The organism is Blautia intestinihominis, assembly GCF_040096655.1.
GTDB classification, from domain to species: domain Bacteria; phylum Bacillota; class Clostridia; order Lachnospirales; family Lachnospiraceae; genus Blautia_A; species Blautia_A intestinihominis.
Genome location: NZ_JBBMEI010000022.1, coordinates 1 through 13,388 on the forward strand (window position 1 = coordinate 1; position 13,388 = coordinate 13,388).

Sequence of the window (13,388 nt, forward strand, 5' to 3'; positions counted from 1 at the left end):
AGGCAAGCAGTATTGGTGTCATGGACGCACCCTGAAAAAAGGCGGTATCCCGCCAGATTTCAGATGCTCTGGTAACTTGTTGCCGAGTAGTTCACAGACTAGCCAATATATGTGTTTGAAACATCTGGTAAATCCAAAAACTTCCCACACCGATATGGTATGGGAAGTTTTTGAATATTATTTCTGGTAAAATTCCTGAATACGATCCATCTGGGATGTCATATTGGAAAAAAGTGCATCCACGATCGCCAGGGCGCACATGGACTCTACAACAACAACGGCTCTCGGCACGATAACAGGATCATGGCGGCCATGGATCTCAAGAGAAGTTTCCTCTCCGCTGTCTGTGACCGTGTTCTGTGGCTGGCTGATGGACGGGGTTGGTTTGATCGCAGCGCGGAGGATGATCTCGCTTCCGTCACTCATTCCACCCATAATGCCGCCGGCGTGATTGGAATTCTTGGTGATCTGTCCGTTTTCCATATGGAAACCATCGTTGTCCTCGGAGCCTTTCATCGCAGAAACCTGGATTCCATCGCCAATCTCCACCGCTTTGACAGCACCGATCGACATGACTGCCTCGGCAAGAACGGCGTCCAGTTTTTCAAAGACCGGATTTCCGAGACCGGCAGGAACGTTTTTGATTCGGCATTCGATGATACCGCCTGCGCTGTCCTGATTCTTCATGCATTCTTCTAGATAAGCCCCTGCTGCCTCGGCTGCCTTGGCGTCCGGCATATAGAAAGCGTTTTTGCTGATCTCTTCTGCATCAAAACTTTCGATCTTTACAGGTCCAATAGATTTGGTGTAGGTGTAGAAAGAGATCTCGAGAGTTTCAAGAATCTTTGCTGCGATCGCCCCTGCTGCCACACGACCGATCGTCTCACGTCCTGAAGAACGGCCGCCTCCGCGGTAATCACGGAAACCATATTTGGCATCAAACGTAAAATCGGCATGTCCCGGACGATAGGTGTAAGCGATGTTGCCGTAATCCCTGGAACGCTGGTCTGTGTTTCTGACTATGAGTGAGATCGGAGTTCCGGTTGTTTTTCCCTCAAAGACACCAGAGAGGATCTCTACAAGATCGCCTTCCTTACGTGCGGTGGTGTAGCGGCTCTGACCAGGCTTACGGCGGTCAAGGAATTTCTGGATATCTTCTTCGTTGAGAGAAAGACCGGCAGGGCAGCCGTCTACGACAGCTCCGAGAGCCTTGCCATGGGATTCTCCCCAGGTGGTAACGGTAAAATGATTCCCAAAACTTGATTTATTCATAAATATATGATTCCTTCCTGAAATATACTGTCCGATATGGTAAAAACCATGCAGACAACCATATTTTAACACGTTAACCCGTGAAAAACAACAGGATAGACAAGGTTTCCGGTGCTTCTATTAAAATTGTGTAAATCCAAAACGGTTGGAATTGACAAAGAACAACACACAACTTATAATGAAAATTGTGTTTGACCTATGGGTTAACAAAAGTTGCTGTGAATGAAATGAGCAGTAACAGACAAATAAGAGTGGAAGGGGAGTGGAATCGTGGTTAGAATGTTTCGAACATCAGATGGAGCGATCCATGAGATTCAGGAACCGCAGGACGGCTGCTGGGTTGCACTGACAAATCCGACAGCGACAGAGATTTTTGAAATTTCAGAACAGTTCCAGATTGAGGTCGACGACCTGCGAGCTCCTTTGGATGAGGAAGAGCGTTCCCGTATCGAGGTAGAGGACACTTACACACTGATCCTGGTGGATGTCCCGATGATCGAGGAGCGTAATGATAAGGACTGGTATGGTACTATTCCGCTTGGTATCATTGTCACAGACAAAATGATCTTTACGATCTGCCTGGAAGACACACAGGTACTGACGAGATTTATGGAAGGGCGTGTCCGCAATTTCTTTACTTATATGAAGACACGTTTTATCCTGCAGATCTTGTACAGAAATGCAAGTATGTACCTGCGCTATCTGCGTATTATTGACAAGAAGAGTGAACAGGTGGAGGAGAAACTTCACTTTTCACCGCGAAATCAGGAGCTGATCGAGCTTCTGGAACTGGAGAAATCACTGGTATACTTTACGACATCTCTTCGTTCCAATGAAGCTGTTCTGGAGAAACTGATCAAGATCGAGAGCATCAAGAAGTATCCGGAGGACACCGAACTTCTTGAGGATGTTATCATCGAGAACACGCAGGCGATCGAGATGGCGAATATCTACAGTGGTATCCTTGCCAACATGATGGATGCGTTTGCGTCAGTTATTTCCAACAACCTGAATGACGTCATGAAGATCCTGTCTGTGATCACGATCGTTATGAGTATCCCGACGATCGTGTTCAGCGCTTATGGAATGAATCTGAATCCCTCAGGTATGCCGTTTTCCAGCATACAGTGGGGATTCCTGATCGTCATACTGCTTTCGATCGTGGCAAGTATCGTGGCGGCGATCTTCCTGTCAAAAAAGAAATATTTCTAACATTTCTAGCAGGGGGATTCATCTTTCCAAACAGTATAATGACTGAAAAGGAGAAAAAGTGATTTTATGAATTGGATTGATAAACTGGAACGTAAGTTTGGACGATTCGGGGTTGAGAACCTGACGATGTATGTGATCATCTGTTATGTGGTGGGGTATTTTCTGACTTACCTGAATCCGAATCTGATGGATATGATGAGCCTTGATGTGGCAAAGATCCTTCACGGACAGGTTTGGAGACTTGTGACCTGGGTGATCTACCCGCCAAGCACAGGAAATTTCCTGCTGTTTGTGATCTCTATCCTGTTTTTCTATTATCCGATTGGAACTTCTCTGGAACGTACCTGGGGTGCTTTTCGATATACCCTGTATATTTTTTCCGGACTGTTCTTTGTGCTGATCGCCGCTTTTCTGACTTATTTTATAACAGGTGGTTATGTTACGATCGGTGGAGTGAGCTACATGATTGGCGGCGGAGTGTTTACGACATATTACGTCAGTCTTTCTGTATTTCTTGCTTATGCGATGTCATGCCCGGATATGCAGATCCTTTTGTGGTTTGTGATCCCGATTAAGATGAAATGGATGGCGATCGTCTATGGTGCGATCATTCTTTATGATATGATCACATACCTGAGAGTCGGACTCTGGGTAATGGCAGTTCCGATCATTGCCTCTCTTCTGAACTTCGTGCTGTTCTTCTTCAGCACAAGAAACATGCAGCGATATAATCCTAAGGAAGTTCACAGAAGAAGAGAGTTCAAGAAAGCGGTCGCACAGAGCAGAGTCAATCCGGCAACAGGAGGTATCACCAAGCACAAATGCGCAATCTGCGGCAGAACAGAGAAGGACGATCCGAACCTGGAATTCAGATTCTGTTCCAAATGCAATGGAAATTATGAGTATTGTCAGGATCATCTGTTTACGCATCAGCATGTGAAATAACAGGTAATAATAAAAACGAGGAGATATACATTATGAAAAAAGAGCCGTTTGTAACATTAGACAAGCTGAAAGAGATTACAGCACAGTATCCGACACCGTTTCATCTCTACGATGAAAAAGGAATCCGCGAGAATGCAAAAGCATTAAAAGAAGCATTCGCATGGAACAAAGGCTTCAAAGAATTTTTTGCTGTAAAGGCAACTCCGAACCCGTATCTGATCCAGATCCTTCAGGAGTACGGCTGTGGCTGCGACTGCTCTTCCATGACAGAGCTGATGCTTTCCAAGGCGATCGGATGCAAAAAAGGTGATATCATGTTCTCTTCCAACGATACTCCGGAAGCAGAATTCCGTTATGCAGATGAGATCGGCGGAATCATCAACCTGGATGATATCACACATATCGAAGCAGTAGAGCGTGCTGTAGGCAAGATCCCGGAGACGATCAGTTGCCGTTACAATCCGGGCGGTGTGTTCAAGATCAGCAATGATATCATGGACAACCCTGGAGATGCAAAATACGGAATGACAACAGAGCAGATCTTTGACGCTTTCCGTATCCTCAAATCCAAAGGAGCCAAGAATTTCGGTATCCATGCATTCCTTGCCAGCAATACCGTAACAAATGAGTATTATCCGATGCTTGCAAAAGTAATGTTCGAACTGGCAGTAAAACTTCACGAAGAGACAGGAGCAGACATCAAGTTCATCAATCTTTCCGGTGGAATCGGAATCCCGTACAGACCAGATCAGACTCCGAATGATATCCGAGTGATCGGTGAAGGTGTCCGCAAGGTATATGAGGAAGTTCTTGTTCCGGCTGGAATGGACGACATTGCGATCTACACAGAACTTGGACGTTTCATGATGGGACCGTATGGCTGCCTGGTAACAAAAGCCATCCATGAGAAACACACCCACAAAGAATATGTCGGTGTAGATGCCTGCGCAGTAAACCTGATGCGCCCGGCTATGTATGGTGCATACCATCATATCACCGTTATGGGCAAAGAGGACAAACCATGCGATCATCTCTACGACATCACAGGATCTCTCTGCGAGAATAACGACAAATTTGCGATCGACCGTTACCTTCCGGAGATCGAGATGGGCGACCTGCTTGTAATCCACGATACAGGAGCACACGGATTTGCAATGGGTTACAATTACAATGGTAAACTCAAATCCGCAGAGATCCTTCTCCATGAGGATGGAAGCTTCGAGATGATCCGAAGAGCAGAGACACCGAAGGATTATTTTGCAACTTTCGACAGCTTCCCGATCTATGAGAAACTTCTTGAGGACGAAGATAAACTTTACAAATAATTTTTGTTATTATTACAGATAATTCCAAAAAACACTTGCAGAGAACCGGAAATTATGATAATATAATTTTCGGTTCTTGTGCCGCTGTGGCGGAATTGGCAGACGCACTTGACTCAAAATCAAGCGGGAAACCGTGCCGGTTCGAGTCCGGCCAGCGGCACTTACAGAAGCTCTCTGAATGGTTCAGGGAGCTTTTTTCTGCCCTTAAATAACTTCCAGTCGAAAAACGCTTTATGAAAAGTTTATAAAAATTCATACAATGAACATTGAATAACCATGAAAAAAATGGTATGGTACATGACATAAATGATTTCGAAAGAATACGGGAATGCTGAATATACCGAATGATTTCGAAGAGATGGAGGACAGAAGATAAATGAAATTTGGTAACAAGAAACCAGAAAAGATACCAATGTATGTCTATTACATCATTGCCGGTATCATTATCATTCTTCTGAACATGCTCGTAGTTCCGGCAGTGCAGGAACGAAGCGTGCAGAAGACAGATTATTCTACTTTCATACAGAGCGTGGAGAAGGGTGAAGTCACCAAGGCCACAGTAGAAGAAAATTATATTTACTATGAGATCGGCTCCGAGGATTCAGACGATGCCGTTCTCTGCAAGACCGTCAAAATGGACGACCCGGATCTTGTAAACCGTCTGCTGGATGCAGATGTGACCATGGACGAAGTACTTCCTGAGAGCCCGTCTATCTTTATGACACTTCTTTTGAGCTATGTAGTGCCGATCGTGATCTTTATCTTTATCGGACGCTGGCTCAGCAAGAAGATGATGGCATCCATGGGCGGCGGCCCTGGAGGAGCGATGTCCTTTGGAAGGAGCAATGCCAAAGTCTACGTCAAATCATCCACAGGGATCAAGTTTTCTGATGTGGCAGGAGAGGACGAGGCGAAGGAGCTTCTGACAGAGATCGTTGACTATCTCCACAATCCGCACAAATATACAGAGATCGGAGCTTCCATGCCAAAAGGTGCCCTCCTTGTAGGCCCTCCAGGAACAGGTAAGACCCTTCTTGCCAAGGCTGTTGCAGGTGAGGCAGAAGTACCATTTTTCTCTATCTCCGGTTCTGAGTTTGTAGAGATGTTTGTTGGTATGGGTGCCGCCAAGGTCCGTGACCTTTTTAAACAGGCGAATGAGAAAGCACCTTGTATTGTCTTCATCGATGAGATCGATACCATTGGTAAGAAGCGTGACGGTGCCGGATTCACAGGCGGTAACGATGAGCGTGAGCAGACACTGAACCAGCTTCTGACAGAGATGGATGGTTTTGACGGCTCCAAGGGTGTTGTGATCCTTGCCGCAACAAACCGCCCGGATTCCCTGGACCCGGCACTTCTCCGTCCGGGACGTTTTGACCGGAGGATCCCTGTAGAACTTCCAGATATCCAGGGACGTGAGGAGATCCTCAAAGTCCATGCGAAGAAGATCAAGATTGCAGATACCGTCAGATTTGACGAGATCGCCAAGGCAGCAGCAGGTGCTTCCGGTGCAGAACTTGCCAACATCGTCAATGAGGCAGCTCTCCGTGCTGTCCGTGACGGACGTAAGTTCGCAACACAGGCAGACTTCGAGGAGAGTATCGAGGTTGTTATCGCCGGTTATCAGAAGAAGAACCGTGTGCTTTCCAACAAGGAGAAACTGATCGTATCCTACCATGAGATCGGGCATGCGCTGGTCGCTGCGAAGCAGACAGAGTCCGCACCGGTCCACAAGATCACGATCATCCCGCGTACTTCCGGTGCGCTTGGATACACCATGCAGGTCGATGAGCAGGAACACTACCTCATGACCAAAGAAGAACTGGAAAACAAGATCGCTACATTCACCGGTGGACGTGCGGCGGAGGAGCTGATCTTCCACTCCATCACAACCGGAGCATCCAACGATATCGAGCAGGCGACCAAGATCGCAAGAGCGATGATCTCACGCTATGGTATGAGTGATGATTTTGATATGGTTGCGATGGAAACAGTCAGCAACCAGTATCTTGGCGGCGATTCCAGCCTTGCATGCTCTTTTGAGACACAGACACTTCTGGACAAGAAGGTTGTAGACCTTGTCCGCACCCAGCATGAGAAGGCGCTCAAGATCCTTCAGGATAATATCGGCAAGCTTCATGAGCTGGCGAAGTATCTCTATGAACATGAGACGATCACAGGCGAAGAATTCATGAAGATCCTTGAGGCTCCGTCAGAGATCCCGGGTGTAAGCCTTACAAAAGAATAAAAGACACCGCTATTTTGAGCGTGCGGCAGAAGAACAGAAGACAGTTCCGGCGAAATTCGTTGAGAACTGTCTTTTTTTATGCTATACTACGAAGAAGAATGAATACTGCCCGGTCGGAATGGGCAGCCAGACAGAAATAAGGGAGGTGCAGTCGGTGTCGGGAATGGATTGCAGAACAGCAGAGAGTATGGTCACACGTTTTATCGATCACAGTCTGTCTGTGAATGAACTGGAGGAATTTCTGGATCATATAGAGACCTGTCCCTCCTGCTATGATGAACTGGAGACTTATTTTATCGTACATGAGGCAATGCAGCAGCTTGATGAGAAGGAGGACGGGACAGTCCTTGACTTTAAGAAACTTCTGGAGCAGGAGATCCGGAGATCCAGACGTTCTATCCGCCAGACGCGAGGGATTCGCTTTACCGTAGGCCTTATCAGCATGGCAGCAGCTGTAGCCTTATGTGTATTTGTGATTTTTGTTATATTGGGAGTATGAGCAACAGGAGGACAGAAACTTGAGTGAAAAAATATTATTGATAGATGGACACAGCATACTGAACCGCGCTTTTTATGGGCTTCCGGATCTGACCAATTCAGAGGGGAAACATACAGGCGCGGTTTATGGATTTTTGAATATCCTTTTCCGCATTCTTGAGGAGGAAAAACCAGATTATCTGACTGTTGCGTTTGACCTTCATGAGCCGACGTTCCGCCATAAGATGTACGAGGCATACAAAGGCACGAGAAAGCCGATGCCGTCAGAACTGCGTGAGCAGGTACCTCTGATCCGGGAAGTACTCACGTCCATGGGAGTCAAGACCGTATCCATGGCAGGATATGAGGCAGATGACCTTCTTGGCACACTGGCGTTCCGAAGTGAGAAACAGGGGATGGATGTCACAATCCTTTCCGGAGACCGTGACCTTCTCCAGCTTGCGACAGACAAGATTATGATCCGTCTGCCAAAGACATCCCGGGGCAAGACAACGATCGAGAATTTCCATGCAGAGCAGGTTCTGGAGAAATATCAGGTAACACCGCCGCAGATCATTGAACTCAAGGCCCTGATGGGAGACTCCGCCGACAATATCCCGGGGATCCCGGGTGTCGGAGAGAAAACAGCGACCAAACTGATCGTACAGTATGGCTCCATTGAGAATGCACACGAGCATCTCGAGGAAGTGAAGCCAAACAAGGCGAAGGAATCTCTCAGGGAGCACTACGATCTGGCAGTCTTAAGCAAGACTCTGGCAACGATCAACACGGACAGCCCGCTGGAATTTGCCTACGAGGAGGCAAGGCTTCAGGATCTTTATACGCCGGAAGCTTACGAACTTTGCAAACGTCTGGAATTCAAGAACCTTTTGAGCCGTTTTGATGCGGCAAGTGTGTCACAGCAGACGATGACAGATGACTTTTTTACCTGCGAAGACCTTTCTGGGGCAGAGGCACTTTTCCAGAAGGCAGCAGCGAAGCCTTATGTCGGCGTAGAACTTCTCTGTGACAGGGAAGACGTTTACGGAGTCGGGATCGCACTGGAGGAAGAGGAAGTTTATCATATTCCGGCGCAGGGGCTTATGACAGGCGACTATCTCTGCGGTAAATTAAAAGAACTCGCCGACACGACGGTTCTCTGCTGCATGGATGTCAAGAGCGTTCTGAAACATGTGAAACTTACAGAAACTTCCCATGTGTTTGATACAGGAATCGGTGTATATCTTCTGAATCCGCTGAAATCTTCCTACACTTTCGACGACGTGGCAAAGGAATATCTCGATGGGAAACTCCTTCCGACCCGTGAGGACCTTCTTGGCAAGGACAGCATCCAAAAAGCCTGGGAAAAATCCTCCGAAGGACTGGGGACCTACGCCTGCTATGTGGCATATACAGCTTTGGCGTCCAGAGGACCGATCGAAAAAGCCCTCCACGAGACGGAAATGTGGAAAGTCTACACAGAGATCGAGCTTCCGCTGGTATTTACCCTGAATTCCATGGAAGAGTGGGGGATCCGTGTCAAGGGCGAAGAATTAAAGAGCTACGGAGAAAAATTAAGCGTCCGCATCCAGGAACTGGAAAAAATGATCTGGGAGCAGGCAGGAGAAGAATTCAACATCAACTCCCCGAAACAGCTCGGTGTGATCCTGTTCGAAAAAATGGGGATCCCGGGCGGCAAGAAGACAAAAACAGGTTATTCTACAGCCGCAGATATCCTTGAGAAACTTGCACCGGAACATGAAATCATCAAAAATATCCTGGAATACCGCCAGCTTGCGAAACTCAAATCCACTTATGCAGACGGACTGAGTGCCGTGATCGAACCGGATAGAAGGATCCATTCCACCTTTAACCAGACGATCACAGCGACGGGACGTATCAGCAGTACGGAACCGAACCTTCAAAACATTCCGGTCAGAATGGAACTCGGACGGCTGATCCGCAAAGTTTTTGTGCCGGAAGATGGTTTTGTATTTCTGGATGCAGACTACTCGCAGATCGAACTTCGAGTACTCGCGCATATGTCCGGGGACGAGAAGCTGATCCAGGCATACAGAGAGGCACAGGATATCCACCGCCTGACAGCATCTCAGGTATTCCACGTTCCGTTTGACGAAGTGACACCACTGCAGCGAAGAAACGCCAAGGCGGTCAACTTTGGTATCGTATATGGGATCAGCTCCTTCGGACTCAGTCAGGACTTAAGCATCACCCGCAAAGAGGCGGCTGCCTATATCGAGAAATATTTTGAGACTTATCCAAAGATCAAGGGATTTCTGGATGAACTCGTTGCAACGGGCAAAGAAAAAGGCTATGTGTCCACCATGCTCGGACGCCGCCGCCCGGTACCGGAATTGAAATCCAGTAATTTCATGCAGCGGTCTTTTGGCGAACGAGTGGCGATGAACTCCCCGATCCAGGGAAGTGCGGCAGATATCATCAAGATTGCGATGAACCGCGTCTATGAGAGGATGAAACAGGAAGGACTGGAGTCAAGGCTTGTCCTTCAGGTACACGATGAGCTTCTGATCGAGACAAAGAAAGAAGAGATCGAAACCGTTTCAAAGATCCTGGAAGAAGAAATGAAGGGTGCTGCACATCTCTCCGTGGAGCTTGAGATCGACATGCACGAAGGCGAAAACTGGTATGAGGCAAAATAAAATGAAGATCATAGGAATCACTGGCGGGGTCGGTGCCGGCAAGAGCACCGTCCTTGACCATCTCGAAAAACAATACAATGCCTGTGTGCTCCAGGCGGACAAGATCGGTCATCTTGTCATGGAGCCGGGCGGCATCTGCTATGGGCAGGTGATTGCATTATTTGGAAAACAAATCATAAAAAATGATAAAACCATTGACCGGAAGATGGTTTCTGATGTAGTATTTGCCCATGAAGAAATGCGGCAGAAACTGAATGATATCATCCATCCGGCTGTAAAAAGCTATATTCTGGATAAGATCGAAGAACAAAAAAAGGCAGGCTGTACGCTCATGATAGTGGAGGCTGCACTTCTTCTGGAAGATCATTATGATGCATTTTGTGACAAAGTATGGTATATTCATACAGACCAGGAAATCCGGATTGAACGTCTGATGAGCAGCCGTGGCTACACAAGAGAGAAAGCCGAAAACATCATCGCACGTCAGGCAACGGAAGGATTTTTCCGGGAACATGCAGATTATATCATACAGAATAATGGAGATCTGGACGAAACATGGCGTCAGATCGAAGAAGGGATCAGGGCATTATGAGATTTTGCAGTATTGCAAGCGGCAGCAGCGGAAATTGTATTTACATAGGATCTGAGCAGACACATATGCTGGTGGATATCGGGATCAGCGGGAAGAAGATGGAGGCAGGGCTTAACAGCATTGACCTTACCGGACGCGACCTGGACGGGATCCTGATCACCCATGAGCATTCTGATCACATCAAAGGACTTGGAGTGATCGCGCGCAGATACGGACTTCCGGTCTATGCGACGGAAGGGACGATAGATGCAATGCTGGAGAGCGGATCCCTGGGAAAACTTCCTGAGGGGATCTTTCATGAGATTCGGGAGGATGAAGCTTTTCATGTCAAAGATCTGACCATCAATCCGTTTGGCATCCCCCACGATGCGGCACAGCCTGTTGGCTACCGCGTGGAATGTGGAGACAGCTCCGTAGGGATCGCGACGGATCTTGGTAAATATGATGAGTATATTGTCGAAAATCTTCAGAATCTGGATGCCCTTCTTCTGGAAGCAAACCATGATATCCGGATGCTTCAGGTAGGCAGATACCCTTATTACCTGAAACAGAGGATCCTGGGTGACAGAGGGCATCTGTCCAACGAAAATGCAGGCAGGCTTCTGTGCCGTCTCCTCCATGACAACATGAAGGCAATTTTTCTTGGACATTTGAGCAGGGAAAATAATTACGAAGAACTTGCTTACGAGACTGTATGTTCAGAGGTAACACTGGGAGACAACCCTTACAAATCAAAAGATTTCAGAATTCAGGTAGCGCACAGAGATTTTGCTTCTGAGGCAGTTACCGTATAAGAGAAAGGGAGAAAGTCATGAAAAAAACAATCATTACAGTAGTAGGAAATGACACCGTAGGAATCATTGCAAAGGTATGTACCTATCTTGCAGACAACAACGTAAATATTCTGGATATTTCCCAGACTATCGTACAGGGGTATTTTAACATGATGATGATTGCAGACACCAGCGGTTCAGAGAAGGATGCTGCAACCATTTCAAAGGAACTTTCTGAAATCGGCGACAAGATCGGTGTAGTGATCCGCTGCCAGCATGAAGATATTTTCAATGTAATGCACAGAATCTAAAACCTTGATAAACCTTATACAAAGGAGCACCGACATGATAAATATTTTTGAAGTAAACGAAACAAACAAAATGATCGAGCAGGAAAACCTGGATGTGCGTACCATCACCATGGGAATCAGCCTTCTGGACTGTATCGACAGTGACCTTGACACTATGAACCAGAAAATCTATGACAAGATCACCACAAAGGCAAAAGACCTCGTAGCTACCGGTGATAAGATTGCAACAGAGTTTGGAATCCCGGTTGTAAACAAACGAGTTTCCGTGACACCGATCGCTCTCGTAGGCGGCGTGGCATGTCACTCCACCGAGGATTTCGTATCCGTTGCCAAGACTCTTGACAGAGCTGCCAAGACCATCGGAGTCAACTTCATCGGCGGATATTCTGCACTTGTAAGCAAGGGAATGACACCGGCAGAGGAACTTCTGATCCGTTCTATCCCGCAGGCACTTGCTGTGACAGAACGCGTGTGCAGTTCTGTAAATGTTGGTTCCACCAAGACCGGTATCAACATGGATGCGGTCAAATTAATGGGCGAGATCGTTCTGGAGACAGCAAAAGCTTCCAGAGATCAGGATTCCCTTGGCTGCGCGAAACTGGTCGTATTCTGCAATGCGCCGGATGATAACCCGTTCATGGCAGGAGCTTTCCATGGCGTAACAGAGGCAGACTGCATCATCAACGTTGGTGTCAGCGGCCCTGGCGTTGTCAAGACAGCTCTGGAATCCGTTCGTGGAGCAGACTTCCAGACACTCTGTGAGATGATCAAGAGAACCGCTTTCAAGGTAACACGTGTAGGCCAGCTTGTTGCACAGGAAGCATCCAAACGTCTTGGTGTGCCGTTCGGCATCGTTGACCTTTCCCTGGCACCGACACCGGCGATCGGTGACAGTGTTGCTGAGATCCTTGAGGAGATCGGTCTTGAGAGAGTAGGAGCACCGGGAACCACAGCAGCTCTTGCACTTTTGAACGACCAGGTCAAGAAGGGCGGCGTTATGGCAGCTCAGGCAGTCGGCGGATTAAGCGGTGCGTTCATTCCGGTCAGCGAGGATCAGGGAATGATCGATTCTGTAAATCTTGGTGCACTGACACTTGAGAAACTCGAAGCTATGACCTGTGTCTGCTCTGTAGGTCTTGATATGATCGCAATCCCAGGAGATACCAAGGCATCTACCATCGCCGGAATCATTGCAGATGAATCTGCGATCGGTATGATCAACCAGAAGACAACAGCAGTCAGAGTGATCCCGGTGATCGGCAAGGGCGTAGGCGAGACCGTAGAGTTTGGCGGACTCCTTGGTTATGCACCGATCATGCCGGTAAACCAGTTCTCCTGTGAGGCATTTGTAGAGAGAGGCGGACGTATCCCGGCTCCGATCCACAGCTTCAAGAACTAAGGCAGGATTAATTGCGATACCTTTGACAGTGAAAAAATCTCGAAGAAGTCAAAAAATGATTGACAGGGAGAATTTCGTGTGGTAAAGTATAAAACAACAAAACCGATGAGGAAGAAGAGTAAATGATCCGGCAACATTCCAGAGAGCAGGTAC

General features: G+C 47.5%; 12 protein-coding genes, 1 tRNA gene and 1 other annotated feature (1 of these 14 running past the window's edge). Of the genes, 12 read left to right on the forward strand and 1 reads right to left on the reverse strand.

Features of this window, described 5'->3' with window-relative positions; translation table 11 throughout:
* A partial coding sequence (locus WMO75_RS08380; RefSeq protein WP_302700864.1) for a hypothetical protein occupies positions 1-190 on the forward strand: 190 nt, incomplete at its 5' end.
* Here the strand turns inward: WMO75_RS08380 and aroC are convergent.
* Positions 178-1,272 carry a chorismate synthase gene (gene aroC / locus WMO75_RS08385; RefSeq protein ID WP_173907213.1) on the reverse strand — a complete coding sequence of 365 codons (1,095 nt, stop codon included), beginning with the start codon at positions 1,270-1,272 and terminating at the stop codon, positions 178-180. The two genes, WMO75_RS08380 and aroC, sit on opposite strands and share 13 nt — an antisense overlap.
* 270 nt (positions 1,273-1,542) lie before the next feature.
* Here aroC and WMO75_RS08390 point away from each other — a divergent pair, with 270 nt between their 5' ends.
* The 11 genes from WMO75_RS08390 to WMO75_RS08440 all read left to right on the forward strand — a co-directional run bounded on the left by WMO75_RS08390 (position 1,543) and on the right by WMO75_RS08440 (position 13,235).
* Positions 1,543-2,484: a magnesium transporter CorA family protein gene (locus WMO75_RS08390; protein ID WP_022214634.1), complete on the forward strand. Its 942-nt coding sequence runs from the start codon at positions 1,543-1,545 to the stop codon at positions 2,482-2,484.
* Between the two features lie 66 nt (positions 2,485-2,550).
* On the forward strand, positions 2,551-3,429 hold the full coding sequence (locus WMO75_RS08395; protein WP_302700865.1) for a DUF1751 domain-containing protein: 879 nt from the start codon (positions 2,551-2,553) through the stop codon (positions 3,427-3,429).
* Positions 3,430-3,461: 32 nt separating this feature from the next.
* Positions 3,462-4,754, forward strand: coding sequence for a diaminopimelate decarboxylase family protein (locus WMO75_RS08400; RefSeq protein WP_022214632.1), 1,293 nt, complete (start codon positions 3,462-3,464; stop codon positions 4,752-4,754).
* Between the two features lie 80 nt (positions 4,755-4,834).
* A tRNA-Leu gene (locus tag WMO75_RS08405) sits at positions 4,835-4,914 on the forward strand.
* A gap of 216 nt (positions 4,915-5,130) precedes the next feature.
* Positions 5,131-7,002 (forward strand): ATP-dependent zinc metalloprotease FtsH, encoded by a 1,872-nt coding sequence (ftsH, locus tag WMO75_RS08410; RefSeq protein WP_118699605.1) that lies wholly within the window; start codon positions 5,131-5,133, stop codon positions 7,000-7,002.
* Positions 7,003-7,165: 163 nt separating this feature from the next.
* On the forward strand, positions 7,166-7,501 hold the full coding sequence (locus WMO75_RS08415) for an anti-sigma factor family protein (RefSeq protein WP_173906913.1): 336 nt from the start codon (positions 7,166-7,168) through the stop codon (positions 7,499-7,501).
* Positions 7,502-7,520: 19 nt separating this feature from the next.
* The gene (polA, locus tag WMO75_RS08420) at positions 7,521-10,160 is read left to right on the forward strand and encodes a DNA polymerase I (RefSeq protein ID WP_349077911.1); all 2,640 of its coding nucleotides are present in this window, start codon (positions 7,521-7,523) and stop codon (positions 10,158-10,160) included.
* 1 nt (position 10,161) lies between these two features.
* Positions 10,162-10,752, forward strand: a complete 591-nt coding sequence (coaE, locus tag WMO75_RS08425) for a dephospho-CoA kinase (protein ID WP_349077912.1) — start codon at positions 10,162-10,164, stop codon at positions 10,750-10,752.
* Positions 10,749-11,546 (forward strand): MBL fold metallo-hydrolase, encoded by a 798-nt coding sequence (locus WMO75_RS08430; protein ID WP_022215459.1) that lies wholly within the window; start codon positions 10,749-10,751, stop codon positions 11,544-11,546. The genes coaE and WMO75_RS08430 overlap by 4 nt, the downstream gene beginning before the upstream one ends.
* A gap of 17 nt (positions 11,547-11,563) precedes the next feature.
* The gene (locus WMO75_RS08435) at positions 11,564-11,836 is read left to right on the forward strand and encodes an ACT domain-containing protein (RefSeq protein WP_022215458.1); all 273 of its coding nucleotides are present in this window, start codon (positions 11,564-11,566) and stop codon (positions 11,834-11,836) included.
* A 34-nt stretch (positions 11,837-11,870) separates the two neighbouring features.
* A complete protein-coding gene (locus WMO75_RS08440) occupies positions 11,871-13,235 on the forward strand; it encodes a PFL family protein (RefSeq protein ID WP_022215457.1) in 1,365 nt (454 codons plus the stop codon).
* 96 nt (positions 13,236-13,331) lie between these two features.
* Positions 13,332-13,388 (forward strand) — a binding site (T-box leader); it runs 191 nt beyond the window's last position.

What these genes read in the sequence shown, in the direction of transcription:
- WMO75_RS08395 (WP_302700865.1), top strand. Translation starts at nt 2,551, where the DNA reads ATGAATTGGATTGATAAACTGGAACGTAAGTTTGGACGATTCGGGGTT.
- coaE (WP_349077912.1), top strand. Translation starts at nt 10,162, where the DNA reads ATGAAGATCATAGGAATCACTGGCGGGGTCGGTGCCGGCAAGAGCACC.
- WMO75_RS08415 (WP_173906913.1), top strand. Translation starts at nt 7,166, where the DNA reads ATGGATTGCAGAACAGCAGAGAGTATGGTCACACGTTTTATCGATCAC.
- WMO75_RS08440 (WP_022215457.1), top strand. Translation starts at nt 11,871, where the DNA reads ATGATAAATATTTTTGAAGTAAACGAAACAAACAAAATGATCGAGCAG.
- WMO75_RS08430 (WP_022215459.1), top strand. Translation starts at nt 10,749, where the DNA reads ATGAGATTTTGCAGTATTGCAAGCGGCAGCAGCGGAAATTGTATTTAC.
- WMO75_RS08435 (WP_022215458.1), top strand. Translation starts at nt 11,564, where the DNA reads ATGAAAAAAACAATCATTACAGTAGTAGGAAATGACACCGTAGGAATC.
- ftsH (WP_118699605.1), top strand. Translation starts at nt 5,131, where the DNA reads ATGAAATTTGGTAACAAGAAACCAGAAAAGATACCAATGTATGTCTAT.
- WMO75_RS08400 (WP_022214632.1), top strand. Translation starts at nt 3,462, where the DNA reads ATGAAAAAAGAGCCGTTTGTAACATTAGACAAGCTGAAAGAGATTACA.
- aroC (WP_173907213.1), bottom strand. Translation starts at nt 1,272, where the DNA reads ATGAATAAATCAAGTTTTGGGAATCATTTTACCGTTACCACCTGGGGA.